General features: G+C 57.2%; 13 protein-coding genes. 12 read left to right on the plus strand and 1 reads right to left on the minus strand.

Features of this window, described 5'->3' with window-relative positions:
* Positions 1 to 14 precede the first annotated feature (14 nt).
* The 5 genes from hscA to sseB all read left to right on the plus strand — a co-directional run bounded on the left by hscA (position 15) and on the right by sseB (position 4628).
* Complete coding sequence (gene hscA, locus OGX80_RS16465; protein WP_115181285.1) at positions 15 to 1865, plus strand: Fe-S protein assembly chaperone HscA; 1851 nt, start codon at positions 15 to 17, stop codon at positions 1863 to 1865.
* A 1-nt stretch (position 1866) separates the two neighbouring features.
* On the plus strand, positions 1867 to 2202 hold the full coding sequence (gene fdx / locus OGX80_RS16470; protein ID WP_012131251.1) for an ISC system 2Fe-2S type ferredoxin: 336 nt from the start codon (positions 1867 to 1869) through the stop codon (positions 2200 to 2202).
* 11 nt (positions 2203 to 2213) lie between these two features.
* Complete coding sequence (iscX, locus tag OGX80_RS16475; RefSeq protein WP_012131252.1) at positions 2214 to 2414, plus strand: Fe-S cluster assembly protein IscX; 201 nt, start codon at positions 2214 to 2216, stop codon at positions 2412 to 2414.
* Between the two features lie 59 nt (positions 2415 to 2473).
* Positions 2474 to 3757 (plus strand): aminopeptidase PepB, encoded by a 1284-nt coding sequence (pepB, locus tag OGX80_RS16480; protein WP_115181286.1) that lies wholly within the window; start codon positions 2474 to 2476, stop codon positions 3755 to 3757.
* Between the two features lie 94 nt (positions 3758 to 3851).
* The gene (sseB, locus tag OGX80_RS16485; RefSeq protein ID WP_012131255.1) at positions 3852 to 4628 is read left to right on the plus strand and encodes an enhanced serine sensitivity protein SseB; all 777 of its coding nucleotides are present in this window, start codon (positions 3852 to 3854) and stop codon (positions 4626 to 4628) included.
* 90 nt (positions 4629 to 4718) lie between these two features.
* On the opposite strand, the gene sseA is transcribed toward sseB, so the two are convergent.
* Positions 4719 to 5561 (minus strand): 3-mercaptopyruvate sulfurtransferase, encoded by an 843-nt coding sequence (gene sseA / locus OGX80_RS16490; RefSeq protein WP_024130118.1) that lies wholly within the window; start codon positions 5559 to 5561, stop codon positions 4719 to 4721.
* Positions 5562 to 5771: 210 nt separating this feature from the next.
* Here sseA and OGX80_RS16495 point away from each other — a divergent pair, with 210 nt between their 5' ends.
* The 7 genes from OGX80_RS16495 to hisS all read left to right on the plus strand — a co-directional run bounded on the left by OGX80_RS16495 (position 5772) and on the right by hisS (position 18884).
* On the plus strand, positions 5772 to 10706 hold the full coding sequence (locus OGX80_RS16495) for an alpha-2-macroglobulin family protein (RefSeq protein ID WP_115181287.1): 4935 nt from the start codon (positions 5772 to 5774) through the stop codon (positions 10704 to 10706).
* A complete protein-coding gene (gene pbpC / locus OGX80_RS16500) occupies positions 10707 to 13019 on the plus strand; it encodes a peptidoglycan glycosyltransferase PbpC (protein ID WP_115181288.1) in 2313 nt (770 codons plus the stop codon).
* A 148-nt stretch (positions 13020 to 13167) separates the two neighbouring features.
* Entirely contained in the window at positions 13168 to 13599 is a 432-nt protein-coding gene (gene ndk / locus OGX80_RS16505; RefSeq protein WP_012131261.1) for a nucleoside-diphosphate kinase, read from the plus strand.
* A gap of 285 nt (positions 13600 to 13884) precedes the next feature.
* Positions 13885 to 15051, plus strand: coding sequence for a dual-specificity RNA methyltransferase RlmN (rlmN, locus tag OGX80_RS16510; RefSeq protein ID WP_012131263.1), 1167 nt, complete (start codon positions 13885 to 13887; stop codon positions 15049 to 15051).
* 290 nt (positions 15052 to 15341) lie between these two features.
* Positions 15342 to 16355: a cytoskeleton protein RodZ gene (gene rodZ / locus OGX80_RS16515; RefSeq protein ID WP_115181289.1), complete on the plus strand. Its 1014-nt coding sequence runs from the start codon at positions 15342 to 15344 to the stop codon at positions 16353 to 16355.
* Between the two features lie 26 nt (positions 16356 to 16381).
* Complete coding sequence (gene ispG, locus OGX80_RS16520) at positions 16382 to 17500, plus strand: flavodoxin-dependent (E)-4-hydroxy-3-methylbut-2-enyl-diphosphate synthase (protein ID WP_012131265.1); 1119 nt, start codon at positions 16382 to 16384, stop codon at positions 17498 to 17500.
* A 109-nt stretch (positions 17501 to 17609) separates the two neighbouring features.
* Positions 17610 to 18884 carry a histidine--tRNA ligase gene (gene hisS / locus OGX80_RS16525; RefSeq protein WP_024130119.1) on the plus strand — a complete coding sequence of 425 codons (1275 nt, stop codon included), beginning with the start codon at positions 17610 to 17612 and terminating at the stop codon, positions 18882 to 18884.

Consider the following 18884-nt stretch of genomic DNA (forward strand, 5'->3'; position numbering starts at 1 on the left):
TCCCGGAAGCGAATATGGCCTTATTACAAATTAGTGAGCCTGGTCTGAGCGCTGCGCCGCACCAGCGTCGTCTGGCGGCAGGCATCGATTTAGGTACTACCAACTCATTGGTTGCGACCGTTCGCAGCGGCCAGGCAGAAACGCTGGCCGATCACGACGGTCGCCATCTGTTGCCGTCAGTCGTTCACTATCAGCAGCAGGGCCACACGGTCGGTTACGCGGCGCGTGCGAACGCGGCGCAGGACACGGCTAACACCATCAGCTCGGTAAAACGCATGATGGGCCGCTCGCTGGCGGATATTCAGACGCGCTATCCCCATCTGCCGTATCAGTTCCAGGCCAGTGAAAATGGTCTGCCGATGATTGAAACGGCGGCAGGTCTGCTCAACCCGGTACGTATTTCTGCCGATATCCTGAAAGCGCTGGCGGCGCGGGCGACGGAAGCGTTGTCGGGCGAGCTGGATGGTGTGGTCATTACCGTGCCCGCTTACTTTGACGATGCACAGCGCCAGGGAACGAAAGACGCGGCGCGTCTGGCGGGGCTGCACGTCTTGCGTCTGCTTAATGAACCTACGGCGGCGGCGATCGCCTACGGTCTGGACTCCGGCAAAGAAGGCGTTATCGCGGTTTACGACCTCGGCGGCGGCACCTTCGATATCTCTATTTTGCGCCTGAGTCGCGGCGTGTTTGAAGTGCTGGCGACCGGCGGTGATTCCGCGCTCGGCGGCGACGACTTCGACCATCTGCTGGCCGATTACATCCGTGAGCAGGCGGGCATTGCCGATCGCAGCGATAACCGCGTCCAGCGTGAACTGCTGGATGCCGCCATCGCGGCAAAAATCGCGCTGAGCGATGCCGATTCCGTTAGCGTCAATGTGGCGGGCTGGCAGGGCGACATCACCCGTGAACAGTTTAATGACCTTATCGCCGCTTTAGTTAAACGTACTCTGATGGCCTGTCGCCGCGCATTGAAAGATGCGGGCGTTGAGGCGCAGGAGGTGCTGGAAGTGGTGATGGTCGGCGGCTCCACCCGTGTGCCGCTGGTGCGCGAACGCGTGGGCGAATTTTTTGGTCGTCCGCCGCTGACGGCAATCGACCCGGATAAGGTCGTCGCCATTGGCGCGGCGATTCAGGCGGATATCCTCGTCGGCAACAAGCCGGACAGCGAAATGCTGCTGCTGGACGTGATTCCGCTGTCGCTGGGGCTGGAAACCATGGGTGGCCTGGTGGAGAAAGTGATCCCGCGTAACACCACCATTCCGGTGGCGCGCGCGCAGGACTTTACCACTTTTAAAGATGGTCAGACCGCGATGTCGATCCATGTCATGCAGGGCGAGCGCGAGCTGGTGCAGGATTGTCGTTCGCTGGCGCGCTTCGCGCTGCGCGGGCTCCCGGCGATGCCGGCGGGCGGGGCGCATATCCGCGTCACCTTCCAGGTGGATGCCGATGGCCTGCTGAACGTCACCGCGATGGAGAAATCCACCGGCGTTGAGGCGTCTATCCAGGTCAAACCGTCTTACGGTCTGACGGACAGCGAAATCGCCACCATGATTCAGGATTCAATGAGCTTTGCCGAGCAGGATGTAAAAGCCCGTATGCTGGCAGAGCAAAAAGTGGAAGCGGCGCGCGTGCTGGAAAGCCTGACCGGCGCGCTCGTTGCTGATGCCGCGCTGCTAAGCGCCGCAGAACGTCAGGTCATTGATGATGCCGCCGCGCACTTGAGCGAGGTTGCGCAGAGCGATGATGTTGACGCGATAGAACAAGCCATTAAAAACGTAGACAAACAAACCCAGGAATTCGCCGCTCGTCGCATGGACAAATCTGTTCGTCGCGCGCTGCAAGGCCATTCCGTGGACGAGGTTTAATATGCCAAAGATTGTTATTCTGCCTCATCAGGATCTCTGTCCCGATGGCGCAGTTCTGGAAGCTGAGACCGGCGAAACCATTCTTGACGTTGCCCTGCGTAACGGTATCGAGATTGAACACGCCTGTGAAAAATCCTGTGCCTGCACGACCTGCCACTGCATCGTGCGTGAAGGTTTCGATTCCCTGCCGGAAAGCACGGAAGACGAAGACGATATGTTGGATAAAGCCTGGGGTCTGGAGCCGGAGAGTCGTTTGGGCTGTCAGGCGCGCGTCACCGATGAAGATTTGGTGGTCGAAATCCCACGTTACACAATCAACCATGCACGCGAGCATTAACAGAGGGTAGTATGGGACTGAAGTGGACTGATAGCCGCGAAATCGGCGAGGCGCTGTACGACGCGTTCCCCGATCTCGATCCTAAGACCGTTCGTTTCACCGACCTGCATCAATGGATTTGCGATCTTGAGGATTTTGATGATGACCCGCAGGCATCAAATGAAAAGATCCTTGAGGCTATCCTGCTGGTCTGGCTGGACGAAGCTGAATAAATAAACGGGCTGCCCACGGGTGGCCCGTTTTCCTGTATGCGCGAAGAAGGAAAAGAACAATGACTGAAGCGATGAAAATTACGCTCTCCACCCAACCGGCTGACGCTCGCTGGGGAGACAAAGCCACATACAGCATCAATAACGACGGCATTACCCTGCACCTGAACGGTAAAGATGACTCCGGTTTAATCCAGCGCGCGGCGCGTAAAATCGACGGCCTGGGCATTAAACACGTACAACTGACCGGCGCTGGCTGGGATGTGGAGCGTAGCTGGGCATTCTGGCAGGGTTACAAAGGGCCGAAAGGCAGCCGCAAGGTCGAGTGGCCAGATTTTGACGATGAGAAGCGGAAGGAACTGGACAACCGTCTGACGATCATTGACTGGGTACGCGACACCATTAACGCGCCGGCGGAAGAGCTGGGGCCGGAACAGCTGGCGCAGCGTGCCGTTGATCTGCTGTGCAGCGTCGCGTGCGATCATGTCTCTTACCGCATTACCAAAGGCGAAGATCTGCGCGAGCAAAACTACATGGGGCTGCATACCGTTGGCCGGGGTTCCGATCGCGCGCCGGTGCTGCTGGCGCTGGATTACAACCCAACCGGCGATAAAGACGCGCCGGTTTACGCCTGTCTGGTGGGCAAAGGCATTACCTTTGACTCCGGCGGTTACAGCATCAAGCAAAGCGCATTTATGGACTCGATGAAGTCCGATATGGGCGGTGCGGCAACGGTAACGGGCGCGCTGGCATTTGCGATTACCCGTGGTCTGAACAAACGCGTGAAGCTGTACCTGTGCTGCGCGGATAACCTGATCAGCGGCAACGCGTTTAAACTGGGCGATATTATTCATTATCGCAACGGTAAGAACGTGGAAGTGATGAACACGGATGCGGAAGGGCGCCTGGTGCTGGCGGATGGCCTGATCGACGCCAGCGCGCAAAAACCAGAGCTGATCATCGATGCGGCGACGCTGACCGGCGCCGCGAAAACCGCGCTGGGTAACGACTACCACGCGTTGTTCAGTTTTGATGACGCGCTGGCGGGGCGTCTGCTGGCGAGTGCGGCAGAAGAAAACGAACCGTTCTGGCGTCTGCCGCTGGCGGAGTTCCACCGCAATCAGTTGCCTTCTAACTTTGCGGAACTGAACAATACCGGTAGCGCGGCGTATCCTGCCGGGGCGAGCACCGCAGCGGGCTTCCTGTCGCACTTTGTCGAAAACTACCAGCAGGGCTGGCTGCACATTGACTGCTCTGCAACCTACCGTAAAGCGCCGGTTGAGCAGTGGTCGGCAGGGGCGACCGGTTTGGGTGTGCGCACCATCGCTAACCTGTTAACAGCATAATTATGTAGGCCGGATAAGCGTTAGCGCTATCCGGCAAGATAACGGCGGGGGCGCTTCGCTTACCCGCCCTACACGCATCTCTATTGTGATCCTTATGTCCGAAACAAAAAACGAATTAGAAACCCTGCTGGAGAAGGCGGCGACTGAACCCGCGCATCGTCCGGCATTTTTCCGTACCTTACTGGAGTCCACCGTCTGGGTGCCTGGCACAGCGGCTGAAGGCGAAGCGATTGTTGACGATAGCGCGCTGGATTTGCAGCACTGGGAAAAAGAAGACGGCACGACGGTCATCCCGTTTTTTACCTCTCTGGAAGCCTTGCAGCAGGCGGTAGAAGACGAGCAGGCATTCGTGGTGATGCCGGTGCGCACGTTATTTGAAATGACGCTCGGCGAAACGCTCTTCCTGAACGCAAAACTGCCTACCGGTAAAGAGTTTATGCCGCGTGAGATCAGCCATCTGATCGGCGAAGAGGGCAATCCGCTGAGTACACAGGAAGTGCTGGAAGGCGGTGAATCGCTGATTCTGTCTGAGGTGGCGGAACCACCTGCGCAGATGATCGACTCCCTGACCACGCTGTTTAAAACCATCAAACTGGTTAAGCGCGCCTTTCTTTGCACTATTAAAGAGAGCAATGACGCCCAGCCGAATCTGTTGATTGGTATCGAAGCGGATGGCGACATCGAAGAGATCATTCATGCGGCGGGCAGCGTGGCGACTGATACCTTGCCCGGCGATGAACCGATTGATATCTGTCAGGTGAAAAAAGGTGAGCAGGGCATCAGCCACTTTATTACCGAGCACATCGCGCCGTTCTACGAGCGCCGCTGGGGCGGGTTCCTGCGCGATTTCAAACAGAATCGGATTATCTGATCCCGGTAGCCGGATGGCGTTAACGTCACCCGGGACAACCCGCACTGTAGGCCGGATAAGCGCAAGCGCCATCCGGCACATTACAAAACGTTAGGCCGGTTCTACCGGTAAATCATTACGCGCGCCCCATTCGCTCCATGCGCCGTCATACAGCGCGACATTGGGCACATCCAGCGTGGCGAGCGCCAGCACCACGACCGCCGCGGTGACACCTGAACCGCAGCTGGCGATAATCGGTCTGTCAAAACTGACGCCGTGACTGAAGAAAATGACGTCCAGTTCATCGGTCGTTTTTAATTCCCCTTCACGCACCAGCTCTGTCCAGGGCACGTTCAACGCGCCGGGAATATGGCCACGCTTCAGACCCGGACGCGGTTCATCGGCTTCGGCATTAAACCGTGGCGCCGGGCGGGCATCAACGATTTGTGCGGTTCTTTCATGGCTCGCCAGGAGTACATCGGTCAGACGCACAACCTTCTCCGCCGTGAATTTAACGTCAAATTCCCCTTCCGGGAGTTCCACTTCGCCTTCCTGAAGCGGCAGCTCATCGCGCTGCCAGCCCGCCAGGCCACCGGCAAGAATTGAGACGTTTTCTACGCCAAACGTTCGCAGCATCCACCACGCGCGCGGGGCGGAAAACAGGTTGCCTTCATCGTAGACCACCAGATGTCTGTCCTGGTGTACGCCCAGTTCACGCATCGCCACGGCGAAGGCTTCCGGGCGCGGCATCATGTGCGGCAGCGGCGAGGTGTGATCGGAGAGCGCTTCAATATCGAAAAAGAGTGCTCCGGGGATGTGGCCTGAACGATATTCACCCGCAACATCCCTGTCTTCCTGTCCGGGAGGCGCCATGCGGGCGTCGATAATTTGAATTTGCGGATCGTCGATATGCTCTGCCAGCCAGTCGGCGGCGACAAACCAGGAGGTGGACATAGGCGTCTCCATCTTTTGCCATAATAATGCCAAATTGTCGGACGTTTACCGCAAAGGGACAAGTAAAAGAGGCTGATTTGGCTGGTGAAACCACATTTCTGATGAAAAAATCAGAACTTATATAACGAATACTGGCTTTCACAACGGGAAATCTCACGCATAATAGTTACTCTACGTTGCTAACGGGCCACTGTGGCCAGGGATGAAAGAATGAAACACATACGCGTAGCCGCTTGCATGCTTATGCTGGCGTTGGCGGGGTGCGATAACAACGATAACGCGCCAACGGCGGTGAAAAATGATGAGACGCCCGCCGCGCAATCCGCTCCGACGAAAGATCCGGCACAACTGCAAAAGCTGGCGCAACAGAGCGAAGGTAAAGAACTGACGCTGCTGGACGCCTCCGAAGTCCAGTTGGACGGCGCGGCGACGCTGGTGCTGACGTTCTCCATTCCGTTAGATCCTGAACAAGATTTTGCCCGCACCGTGCATGTGGTCGATAAAAAAAGCGGCAAGGTTGATGGCGCCTGGGAGCTGTCGCCGAATCTGAAAGAGCTGCGCTTGCGCCACCTGGAACCCAACCGCGATCTGGTGGTGTCCGTTGAACGTGATTTAACGGCGCTGAATAAAACCGCCTTTGGCCGCGCGTATGAAAAAACCATTACCACGCGGGACGTTCAGCCGAGCGTCGGCTTTGCCAGCCGTGGCTCGCTGCTGCCGGGAAAAGTGGTGGAAGGCTTGCCGGTCATGGCGCTGAACGTGAACGACGTGGATGTAAACTTCTTTCGCGTGAAGCCTGAGTCGCTGGCGGCATTCGTCAGCCAGTGGGAATACCGTAATGCTCTTTCGAACTGGGAATCTGACAACCTGCTCAAAATGGCGGATCTGGTCTATACCGGGCGTTTTGATCTCAATCCTGCGCGTAATACGCGTGAAAAACGCCTGCTGCCGCTGAGTGACATTAAGCCCCTGCAACAGGCGGGCGTGTACATTGCGGTAATGAATCAGGCCGGACATTACAACTACAGTAATCCTGCCACGCTCTTTACCCTCAGCGACATTGGCGTTTCCGCCCACCGTTATCACAATCGTCTTGATATCTTTACGCAGAGTCTGGAAAACGGCGCAGCGCAGCAGGGGGTTGAGGTTGCTCTGCTTGATGAGAAAGGTCAGACGCTGGCGCAAGCCGCCAGCGATGCGCAGGGGCATGTACAGCTGGAAAATAGTCAGCAGGCGGCGCTGTTGCTGGCGCGAAAAGACGGACAAACCACGCTGTTGGATCTGAAACTGCCCGCGCTGGATCTGGCGGAGTTCGCGATTGCGGGCGCGCCGGGCTACAGCAAGCAGTTCTTTATGTTCGGCCCGCGCGATCTGTATCGTCCTGGGGAAACGGTGATCCTCAACGGACTGCTGCGCGACAGCGACGGTAAAACCTTGCCCGATCAGCCCGTCAAACTGGAAGTGGTAAAGCCGGACGGTCAGGTACTGCGCACCGTTGTCAGCCAGCCTGAAAACGGGTTATACCGCTTTACGTATCCGCTGGATAGCGGTGCGCCAACCGGTATGTGGCACATCCGCGCGAACACGGGCGATAACCAGCCCCGGATGTGGGATTTCCATGTTGAAGATTTTATGCCGGAGCGAATGGCGCTTAATCTCAGCGCGCAGAAAACGCCGTTAGCCCCGTCGGAAGAGGTGACGTTCTCCGTTGTTGGTTACTACCTGTACGGAGCGCCTGCCAATGGCAACACGTTACAGGGGCAACTCTTCCTGCGCCCGCAGCGTGAAGCGGTACAGGCGCTGCCGGGCTTCCAGTTTGGCGATATTGCGGAAGAAAACCTTTCCCGCAGCCTGGACGAAGTCCAGCTTACGCTGGATGAAAATGGCCGTGGCGACGTCTCCGCCAACAGCCAGTGGCAGGAAGCGCATTCGCCGTTACAGGTGATCCTACAAGCAAGCCTGCTGGAATCAGGCGGTCGTCCGGTCACTCGCCGTGCGGAACAGGCTATCTGGCCTGCCGATACCTTGCCGGGTATTCGTCCGCAATTCGCTTCTAAAGCGGTGTATGACTATCGTACTGACGCCACGGTTAACCAACCCATCGTGGATGAGGGCGGTAACGCCGCCTTTGATATTGTCTACGCCGATGCGCAAGGCAATAAAAAAGCCGCTTCGGGTTTGCAGGTTCGTTTGATCCGTGAACGGCGCGATTACTACTGGAACTGGTCGGAAAGCGAAGGCTGGCAGTCGCAGTTTGATCAAAAAGATCTGGTTGAAGGGGAGCAGACGCTGGATCTCAGCGCCGATGAAACGGGCAAAGTGAGCTTCCCGGTTGACTGGGGATCGTATCGTCTCGAAGTGAAAGCCCCGAATGATGCGATCAGCAGCGTGCGCTTCTGGGCAGGTTACAGCTGGCAGGATAACAGCGACGGCAGCGGCGCGGCGCGCCCGGATCGCGTCACCCTGAAGCTGGATAAACCCACCTATCGTCCTGGGGACACCATCAAACTGCATGTCGCCGCGCCGGTGGCGGGTAAAGGCTACGCGATGGTGGAATCAAGCGACGGCCCGCTCTGGTGGCAGGAAATAGATGTACCTGCCGAGGGCCTCGACCTGTCGATTCCCGTTGATAAAGCCTGGAATCGACACGATCTCTACCTGAGCGCGCTGGTCGTGCGTCCGGGCGATAAGTCGCGTTCAGCGACGCCGAAACGCGCGGTTGGGCTGCTGCACCTGCCGTTGGGGGATGAAAATCGTCGTCTGGATCTGACGCTGGAAAGCCCGGCTAAAATGCGTCCAAACCAGCCGCTGACGGTGAACGTCAAAGCCAGCGCTAAACATGGCGAAACGCCAAAACAGATCAACGTACTGCTCTCTGCGGTGGACAGTGGAGTGTTGAATATCACCGATTACGTTACGCCAGATCCGTGGCAGGCATTCTTCGGGCAAAAACGCTATGGCGCGGATATTTATGATATCTACGGTCAGGTGATTGAAGGGCAGGGACGTCTGGCGACGCTGCGTTTTGGCGGCGACGGCGATGAACTCAAACGCGGCGGCAAACCGCCGGTCAACCATGTCAACATCGTGGCGCAGCAGGCGCTGCCGGTCACGCTCAATGAGCAGGGCGAAGGTTCCGTTACGTTGCCGATTGGTGATTTTAACGGCGAGTTACGCGTTATGGCCCAGGCATGGACGGCAGAGGACTTCGGCAGCAGTGAAAGCAAGGTGATTGTTGCCGCTCCGGTGATTGCGGAGCTGAATCAGCCGCGCTTTATGGCGGGCGGCGATACTTCGCGCCTGACGCTGGATGTCACTAACCTGACAGACAAACCGCAGACGTTGACGATTGAACTCGCCGCCAGTGGGTTACTGGAACTGGTGAGTCAGCAACCTGCTCCGGTAAACCTGGCGCCGGGCGTGCGTACGACCTTGTTTATCCCGGTACGCGCAAAAGAAGGGTTTGGCGAGGGAGAATTGCAGGCCACGCTGACCGGCCTGAACCTGCCTGGCGAGACGCTTCCCGCTCAGCATAAGCAGTGGAAAATTGGCGTCCGTCCGGCCTGGCCTGCGCAGACGGTAAATAGCGGAACGGTGCTTCAGGCGGGGGAAACCTGGCATGCGCCCGCCCAAAATCTGGAGAACTTCTCGCCGGTAACGTTGCAGGGGCAGTTGTTGCTTAGCGGCAAACCGCCGCTGAACCTGGCGCGCTATATTCGGGAGCTGAAGGCTTATCCGTATGGTTGTCTGGAGCAAACCGCCAGCGGCCTGTTCCCGTCGCTCTATACCAACGCGGCGCAACTGAAGGCGTTGGGGATCGCGGGCGATACTGATGAAAAACGCCGTGCGGCAGTCGATACGGGGATCTCCCGAATGCTGCAAATGCAGCGTGATAACGGCGGTTTTGCCCTGTGGGATAACAACGGGCCGGAAGAATACTGGCTTACCGCATACGCGATGGATTTCCTCGTGCGCGCTGGCGAGCAAGGGTACAGCGTTCCGGCCGATGCGATTAACCGGGGAAATGAACGCCTGCTGCGCTATTTGCAGGACCCGGGCATGATGTCGGTTCGCTATAGCGACGATACCCAGGCCAGCAAATTTGCCGTTCAGGCGTATGCGGGACTGGTGCTGGCGCGTCAACAAAAAGCGCCGCTTGGCGCGCTGCGTGAAATCTGGGAACGCCGGGCTCAGGCCGCGTCGGGCTTGCCGCTTCTGCAACTGGGCATTGCGCTGAAAAATATGGGCGATGCCAGCCGCAGTGAACAGGCGTTGACGCTGGCGCTGAACACGCCGCGCCGTGACGCGCAGCAATGGATGGCGGATTACGGTAGCCCGTTGCGTGATAACGCGCTCATGCTGTCGCTGCTGGAAGAAAATAAACTGCAACCCGAGGCGCAAAATACGCTGCTGACGACGCTTTCTGAACAGGCATTTGGTCAGCGCTGGCTTTCGACGCAGGAGAGTAATGCGCTGTTCCTTGCTGCGCGCACGCTACAGGATCTGCCGGGGACATGGCAGGCGCAGACTTCGCTCGCTGACCAGCCGTTGACGGGCGATAAAGCGCAAACGCGTAATCTGGATGCCGATCGGCTTTCCGCGTTGCAGGTGACCAACAGCGGCGACCAACCGCTGTGGCTGCGTCTGGACAGCAGCGGATACCCGCAAACGGCGCCCGTACCTGCCAGCAATGTGTTGCACATCGAGCGCCAGATTCTGGGAACCGATGGTCAGAGTAAATCGCTCAGTTCCCTGCGCAGCGGTGAACTGGTGCTGGTCTGGCTCGAAGTGAAAGCGAGTCAAAACGTGCCAGACGCGCTGGTGGTTGACCTGCTGCCTGCCGGTCTGGAGCTGGAAAACCAGAACCTGGCAAACAGCAGCGCCAGCCTGCAGGACAGCGGCAGTGAAGTGCAAAATCTGTTAAATCAGATGCAGCAGGCGGATATTCAGCATATGGAATTCCGTGACGATCGCTTTGTCGCGGCGGTGGCGGTTAACCAGGGGCAGCCGGTGACGCTGGTGTATCTGGCGCGCGCGGTGACGCCGGGAACCTATCAGGTTCCTGTCCCGCAGGTGGAGTCAATGTATGTTCCACAGTGGCGGGCGACGGGATCAACCGAGGGGCTTTTGATTGTCACGCCATAAATGATCGTCCTGCGCAGTCTACGCGGTGGCTGGCGCTGGCTGGCCATCGCTCCATTTCTGATGATTCTGACAGTCTGGGCGGCGGACAAAATCTGGCCGCTGCCGCTGCACGAGGTCAATCCGGCACGGGTGGTAGTGGCGCATGACGGCACACCGCTGTGGCGCTTTGCCGATGCGGAGGGGATCTGGCGCTATCCCGTGACGATTGAAGACGTTTCTCCCCGCTATCTTGACGCGTTAATCAATTACGAGGACCGCTGGTTCTGGCAGCATCCGGGCGTGAATCCGTTTTCGGTACTGCGTGCCGCCTGGCAGGATCTGTCGTCAGGACGCGTGATTTCCGGCGGCAGTACGTTGACCATGCAGGTGGCGCGACTGCTGGACCCGCATCCGCGAACCTTTGGCGGTAAATTTCGCCAGCTCTGGCGCGCGCTCCAGCTGGAGTGGCACCTGTCCAAGCGCGATATTCTGACGCTGTATCTGAACCGTGCGCCGTTTGGCGGAACGTTGCAGGGCATCGGCGCCGCCAGTTGGGCTTATCTGGGTAAACCACCGACGCAACTGAGCTATTCGGAAGCGGCGTTGCTGGCGGTTTTACCGCAGGCGCCGAGCCGCTTGCGTCCCGATCGCTGGCCGGAACGCGCGCAAGCGGCGCGCAATAAAGTGCTGGAGCGGATGGCGGCGCAGGGCGTATGGTCGGCCCGGAATGTTCAGGAGGCCCGCGAAGAACCCGTCTGGCTGGCGCCCCGACAAATGCCGCAACTGGCGCCGCTGTTCTCACGCATGATGCTGGGCAAAAGCAACAGTGACAAAATCGTCACTACGCTGGATGCCGGGTTGCAGCGTCAGCTTGAAGAGCTGGCGCAAAACTGGAAGGGGCGGCTTCCGGCGCGCAGTTCGCTGGCGATGATCGTTGTCGATCATACCGATATGAGCGTGCGTGGTTGGGTTGGATCGGTGGATATGAATGATGACAGTCGTTTTGGTCATGTGGATATGGTCACTGCGATCCGATCGCCGGGATCGGTGCTTAAACCCTTTGTCTATGGGCTGGCGCTGGATGACGGGTTGATCCATCCCGCCTCGCTGTTACAGGATGTGCCGCGCCGTACCGGCGATTATCGTCCGGGAAACTTTGACAGCGGGTTTCATGGCCCCGTCAGCATGAGCGAAGCGCTGGTGCGTTCGTTAAATTTGCCTGCGGTACAGGTGCTGGAAGCATATGGCCCAAAACGTTTTGCGGCAAAACTGCGTAACGTTGGCCTGCCGCTGTATCTGCCTGCGGGCGCGGCCCCTAATCTTTCCCTGATTCTGGGCGGCGCGGGCGCAAGGCTGGACGAGATGGTGGCGGCATACAGTGCGTTCGCCCGTCATGGCAAGGCGGCAACATTGCGCTTGCAGCCAGGGGATTCGTTGCAGGAGCGTCCGCTGATGTCGCCGGGTGCGGCGTGGATCATCCGGCGGGTGATGGCCGATGAAGCGCAGCCGTTGCCGGATAGCGCCCTGCCGCGCGTAGTGCCGCTCGCCTGGAAAACTGGCACCAGCTATGGCTATCGCGACGCGTGGGCGATAGGTGTTAGCTCCCGCTACGTGACTGGCATCTGGACGGGCAGGCCCGACGGCACACCCGTTGCCGGACAGTTTGGTTTTGCCAGCGCGGTGCCGCTGCTTAATCAGGTGAATAATATGCTGATGGCGCGCGCCGCGACGCAGCCTGAAGATCCGCGTCCGGCGTCGGTGAGCCGGGGCGTTATCTGCTGGCCGGGCGGACAGGCGCTTTCGGCGGGAGACAGTAACTGCCGCCGTCGACTGGCGACCTGGCTGCTGGAAAACAGCCAACCGCCGACGCTGCTGTTACCTGAACAGGAAGGGATTAGCGGCATTCGTTTTCCTGTCTGGCTGGATAATGACGGAAAACGCGTCGCCGCCGATTGCGCCCAGGCGCGGGAGCAGACGTTGATTGTCTGGCCGTTGCCGCTGGAGCCCTGGTTGCCCGCTGCTGAACGCCGCGCTGCGCGACTACCGACGGCTTCGACGGTCTGCCCGCCGCTGGGGCAGGATGCGCCTTTACCTCTACAGTTAACGGGCGTGCGTGATGGCGCGATAGTGAAACGGTTACCCGGCGCTTCCGGGGTGGATTTATCGATTCAGAGCAGTGGTGGCGCGGGGGCGCGCTGGTGGTTCCTCAATGGTGAGCCGTTGGGAGAACGCGAACGGAATATTACGTTACATCTTGCCGAAAAAGGCGAGTATCAATTACTGGTTATGGATGCTGCTGGACAGATTTCTGCGCTGCGATTTACTCTGCAATAGACCTGATAGCAACAGTTTGTTGCTAATACTCATCTTATTTTAAAAAAATGTTACCTTCATCCATAGGCAATAACCCGGATGCTCTTTATAATCCGCGCCAGGTCGTACAAGCATATATACAACAGCAGAACACATTACAGAGGTAATCATGGCGATTGAACGTACTTTTTCCATCATCAAACCAAATGCGGTGGCAAAAAACGTTATTGGCAACATCTTTGCGCGCTTTGAAGCAGCAGGGTTCAAAATTGTCGGTACGAAAATGCTGCACCTGACCGTTGAGCAGGCGCGCGGTTTCTATGCCGAGCACGATGGTAAGCCGTTCTTCGACGGTCTGGTCGAGTTCATGACCTCTGGCCCGATCGTGGTTTCCGTACTGGAAAGCGAAAATGCCGTGCAGCGTCACCGCGACCTGCTGGGCGCAACCAACCCGGCTAACGCGCTGGCGGGCACCCTGCGTGCCGACTACGCGGACAGCTTCACCGAAAACGGCACCCACGGTTCAGATTCTCTGGAATCCGCTCAGCGTGAAATCGCCTATTTCTTTGGTGAAGGCGAAGTGTGCCCGCGCACTCGTTAATAAATCAGTGATGTAGTATGTAGGCCGGATAAGACGCATCTGCGTTGCCATCAGGCAGTCGCGCAATGCCGGATGGCGCTGACGCTTATCCGGCCTACGACTTATCAGGTCTACGACGCTGCTCTGCCTTTACACATTATTTTCGCTAATGTCCCGCGCAGGCGTGGCATCCTTGCGATAGAATTTGTACAATGCAGCGCCCCAGGACGAGCACCGCTCACTGGGGCGCTTCTTTTTTCAACCCTCCAGGGGCCATAACGTGTAATAACGAGGCCGGAATAGAATATGTCTGAACAAATTGTCACGTCTGAAATCATCACCCCGGTTGTTCCTGATAAAAATGGAAAAATCAACCTGCTGGATCTGAACCGTCAGCAGATGCGGGAGTTTTTTAAAGAATTAGGTGAAAAACCCTTCCGCGCCGATCAGGTGATGAAGTGGATGTACCACTATTGCAGCGATAACTTTGATGAGATGACCGACATCAACAAAGTGTTACGTGGCAAACTGAAAGAGGTGGCGGAAATCCGCGCGCCAGAGGTGGTGGAAGAACAGCGTTCTTCAGATGGCACCATCAAATGGGCGATTGCCGTTGGCGATCAGCGCGTGGAAACGGTCTACATCCCGGAAGACGATCGCGCCACGCTGTGCGTCTCTTCACAGGTTGGTTGCGCGCTGGAGTGTAAATTCTGCTCAACTGCGCAGCAGGGCTTTAACCGTAACCTGCGCGTCTCTGAAATTATCGGCCAGGTGTGGCGTGCGGCGAAAATCGTCGGCGCGGCGAAAGTCACCGGGCAACGTCCGATCACCAACGTGGTGATGATGGGCATGGGTGAACCGCTGCTGAACCTGACCAACGTTGTACCGGCGATGGAAATCATGCTGGATGATTTCGGTTTCGGTCTGTCTAAACGCCGCGTCACGCTGTCGACGTCAGGCGTTGTTCCGGCTCTGGATAAACTGGGCGACATGATTGACGTTGCGCTGGCGATCTCTTTGCATGCGCCGAACGATGAAATTCGCGATGAAATTGTACCGATCAACAGAAAGTACAACATCGAAACGTTCCTCGACGCGGTTCGCCGTTATTTGCAGAAATCCAATGCGAATCAGGGACGCGTCACAATTGAATACGTCATGCTGGACCACATTAACGATGGAACGGAACATGCGCATCAGCTGGCGGAACTGCTGAAAGATACGCCGTGTAAGATTAACCTGATTCCGTGGAACCCGTTCCCGGGCGCGCCGTATGGCCGGAGTTCCAACAGCCGCATCGATCGTTTTTCTAAGGTGTTGATGAGCTATGGTTTCACGACCATTGTGCGTAAAACACGCGGCGACGATATCGATGCCGCTTGTGGTCAGCTTGCCGGGGATGTGATTGACCGTACCAAACGTACTCTGCGTAAGCGTATGCAAGGTGAGGCTATCGACATTAAGGCGGTCTGATACGGCTTGCGCCATTGTGTGTTTTGTGTACAGTGGCGCAATGTTGGTTGAATGATGCCTCAAGTTGTACTTATCTGGTCAATATTAACGGTGCGTTTTTGTCAACTTTAGGGCAGTATGTAGCGGTGCAACAATAGTTTAGCCTTAAGGATTAAGCTGTTTTGTCATAAGTAGCCTGACAGTCTTATACTGTCCAACTAAGGTTAACTGACCAGATGTTTCGCGGTGCGGGTGGGCATTGTGTCTCACCGGCGCCTGAACCCCAATTTATGTACCAGCAGCTGTAGCGAATGAATACTGAAGCCACGCACGACCAAAATGAAGCACAATCCACCGGCGTTCGTCTGCGCAATGCCCGTGAACAACTCGGACTCAGCCAGCAGGCGGTTGCAGAGCGACTTTGCCTGAAGGTTTCCACGGTACGCGATATTGAAGAAGATAAGGCCCCGGCCGATCTCGCTTCAACGTTTCTGCGCGGGTATATCCGCTCTTATGCGCGTCTGGTGCACATCCCTGAAGAAGAACTGCTGCCCGGTCTGGAAAAACAGGCGCCGGTTCGTCCTTCCAAAGTCGCGCCGATGCAGAGCTTCTCTTTAGGTAAGCGTCGTAAAAAGCGCGATGGCTGGTTGATGACGTTCACCTGGCTGGTGCTGTTTGTGGTGGTTGGCCTGACGGGGGCTTGGTGGTGGCAAAACCATAAGGCGCAGCAGGAAGAACTCACCACGATGGTCGATCAATCCTCTGCTGAACTGAATGCCGGCGGCGATAGCGCCCAGAGCGTACCGCTGGACACCAGCGAAGCCGCAAGCCAGGATTCGACGCCAGCGCCAACTGCGCCTGTTGACTCTACGGCGACAAACACCGTGCCGCAGACGCCGGATGCGTCCGCGACGACCACGGCGCCAGCCGCAGACGCTCAGCAGAATGCGGTCGTTGCGCCTTCTCAGGCGAATGTGGATACCGCAACCACGGCGCCTGCCGCGCCGGGTGATACGGCGTCATTGCCGACCGATCAGGCGGGCGTGGCGGCGTCAGCGGTCGATCAGAACGCGCTGGTGATGAACTTTACCGCCGATTGCTGGCTGGAAGTCACCGATGCGACAGGGAAAAAACTGTTTAGCGGAATGCAGCGTAAAGATGGCAATTTAAACCTAACCGGTCAGGCGCCTTATAAGCTTAAAATTGGCGCCCCGGCTGCGGTACAGATCCAGTATCAAGGAAAACCTGTCGATCTGAGCCGTTTTATCAGAACTAACCAGGTTGCGCGTCTGACCCTTAATGCCGAACAATCACCGGCGCAGTAACAGACGGGCAACGCGGGAGATTTTTCATGCATAACCAGGCTCCAATTCAACGTAGAAAATCGAAACGTATTTACGTTGGGAATGTGCCGATTGGCGATGGCGCCCCCATCGCCGTACAGTCAATGACCAATACGCGCACGACGGATGTGGAAGCGACGGTCAATCAAATTAAAGCGCTGGAACGTGTTGGCGCGGATATCGTCCGCGTCTCCGTGCCGACAATGGATGCCGCAGAGGCGTTTAAGCTGATCAAGCAGCAGGTTAATGTCCCGCTGGTTGCTGATATCCACTTCGACTATCGCATTGCGCTGAAAGTGGCGGAATATGGCGTGGATTGCCTGCGAATCAACCCAGGCAACATCGGTAACGAAGAGCGTATTCGTACCGTTGTCGACTGCGCCCGCGATAAAAATATCCCTATCCGTATCGGCGTAAACGCCGGATCGCTGGAAAAAGATCTACAGGAAAAATACGGTGAGCCGACGCCGCAGGCGCTGCTGGAATCGGCGATGCGCCATGTGGATCATCTCGATCGCCTGAACTTCGATCAGTTTAAAGTCAGTGTGAAAGCCTCGGATGTTTTCCTCGCGGTAGAATCCTATCGTCTGTTGGCGAAACAGATCGAACAACCGTTGCATCTTGGGATCACCGAAGCGGGCGGCGCGCGCAGCGGCGCGGTGAAATCGGCGATTGGCCTCGGTTTACTGCTGTCGGAAGGCATTGGCGATACGCTGCGCGTCTCTCTGGCGGCCGATCCGGTAGAAGAAATTAAAGTGGGCTTCGATATTCTGAAATCGCTGCGCATTCGTGCGCGTGGGATCAACTTTATCGCTTGCCCAACCTGTTCCCGTCAGGAGTTCGACGTCATCGGCACGGTCAACGCGCTGGAACAACGCCTTGAAGACATCATCACGCCAATGGACGTTTCCATCATCGGCTGTGTGGTGAACGGGCCGGGCGAAGCGCTGGTTTCGACGCTGGGCGTAACGGGCGGTAACAAGAAAAGCGGCCTGTATGAAGACGGCGTGCGTAAAGACAGACTCGACAACGATGATATGATTACGCAGCTTGAAGCCCGTATCCGCGCGAAGGCCAGCATTATGGACGAAGCGCGTCGAATCGACGTGCAGCAGGTTGAAAAATAATAACGCGATGGGAAGCGGCGCGCTTCCCGTGTATGATTGAACCCGCATGGCTCCCGTATCGTTTGGGAAGCGCTGAGGGTTCATTTTTATATTCAGAAAGAGAATAAACGTGGCAAAAAACATTCAAGCCATTCGCGGCATGAACGATTATCTGCCTGGCGAAACCGCCATCTGGCAGCGCATTGAAGGCACACTCAAAAACGTGCTCGGCAGCTACGGTTACAGTGAAATCCGTTTGCCGATTGTAGAGCAGACCCCGTTATTCAAACGCGCTATCGGTGAAGTCACTGACGTGGTTGAAAAAGAGATGTACACCTTTGAGGATCGTAATGGCGACAGCCTGACGTTGCGTCCTGAAGGGACGGCGGGTTGCGTACGCGCCGGTATCGAACATGGTCTCCTGTACAATCAGGAACAGCGCTTGTGGTATATCGGGCCGATGTTCCGCCACGAGCGTCCGCAGAAAGGGCGTTATCGTCAGTTCCATCAGTTGGGTGTCGAAGCCTTCGGTCTGCAAGGGCCGGATATTGATGCGGAGCTGATTCTGCTGACCGCGCGCTGGTGGCGTGCGTTGGGTATTGCTGAACATGTGAATCTGGAGCTGAACTCCATCGGTTCGCTTGACGCGCGCGCCAACTATCGTGATGCGCTGGTGGCATACCTTGAACAGCATAAAGAGAAGCTGGACGAAGACTGCAAACGCCGCATGTATACCAACCCGCTGCGCGTGCTGGATTCCAAGAACCCGGACGTTCAGGCGCTGCTCAACGATGCGCCTGCTCTGGGCGACTATCTGGATGACGACTCCCGCGAGCACTTTGCCGGTCTGTGCAAACTGCTGGAAGCGGCGGGTATCGCTTACACCGTCAACCAGCGTCTGGTTCGCGGCCTTGATTACTACAACCGCACCGTATTTGAATGGGTAACCAACAGTCTGGGTTCTCAGGGCACAGTGTGCGCCGGTGGTCGTTATGACGGTCTGGTGGAGCAACTTGGCGGTCGCGCAACCCCGGCGGTGGGCTTTGCGATGGGTCTGGAACGACTTGTTTTGTTAGTTCAGGCAGTTAATCTGGAATTTAATGCCGATCCTGTTGTCGATATATACCTGGTAGCCTCAGGCGCGGATACGCAGTCTGCGGCGATGACACTGGCGGAGCGCCTGCGTGATGAAAATCCGGGCGTAAAACTGATGACTAACCACGGCGGCGGCAACTTTAAGAAACAGTTTGCCCGTGCCGATAAATGGGGCGCCCGCGTTGCACTGGTGCTGGGTGAGTCCGAAGTGGCTGACGGCACCGTTGTAGTGAAGGATTTGCGCTCTGGTGAGCAAACGGCAGTCGCACAGGATAGTGTGACCGCACATTTGCGCACGTTATTGGGTTAA

It is taken from the genome of Citrobacter sp. CK194 (genome assembly GCF_030333395.1).
GTDB lineage: Bacteria > Pseudomonadota > Gammaproteobacteria > Enterobacterales > Enterobacteriaceae > Citrobacter_B > Citrobacter_B koseri.

What these genes read in the sequence shown, in the direction of transcription:
- OGX80_RS16495 (WP_115181287.1), top strand. Translation starts at nt 5,772, where the DNA reads ATGAAACACATACGCGTAGCCGCTTGCATGCTTATGCTGGCGTTGGCG.
- pepB (WP_115181286.1), top strand. Translation starts at nt 2,474, where the DNA reads ATGACTGAAGCGATGAAAATTACGCTCTCCACCCAACCGGCTGACGCT.
- sseA (WP_024130118.1), bottom strand. Translation starts at nt 5,561, where the DNA reads ATGTCCACCTCCTGGTTTGTCGCCGCCGACTGGCTGGCAGAGCATATC.
- sseB (WP_012131255.1), top strand. Translation starts at nt 3,852, where the DNA reads ATGTCCGAAACAAAAAACGAATTAGAAACCCTGCTGGAGAAGGCGGCG.
- rlmN (WP_012131263.1), top strand. Translation starts at nt 13,885, where the DNA reads ATGTCTGAACAAATTGTCACGTCTGAAATCATCACCCCGGTTGTTCCT.
- rodZ (WP_115181289.1), top strand. Translation starts at nt 15,342, where the DNA reads ATGAATACTGAAGCCACGCACGACCAAAATGAAGCACAATCCACCGGC.
- iscX (WP_012131252.1), top strand. Translation starts at nt 2,214, where the DNA reads ATGGGACTGAAGTGGACTGATAGCCGCGAAATCGGCGAGGCGCTGTAC.
- pbpC (WP_115181288.1), top strand. Translation starts at nt 10,707, where the DNA reads ATGATCGTCCTGCGCAGTCTACGCGGTGGCTGGCGCTGGCTGGCCATC.
- fdx (WP_012131251.1), top strand. Translation starts at nt 1,867, where the DNA reads ATGCCAAAGATTGTTATTCTGCCTCATCAGGATCTCTGTCCCGATGGC.
- hscA (WP_115181285.1), top strand. Translation starts at nt 15, where the DNA reads ATGGCCTTATTACAAATTAGTGAGCCTGGTCTGAGCGCTGCGCCGCAC.
- ispG (WP_012131265.1), top strand. Translation starts at nt 16,382, where the DNA reads ATGCATAACCAGGCTCCAATTCAACGTAGAAAATCGAAACGTATTTAC.
- ndk (WP_012131261.1), top strand. Translation starts at nt 13,168, where the DNA reads ATGGCGATTGAACGTACTTTTTCCATCATCAAACCAAATGCGGTGGCA.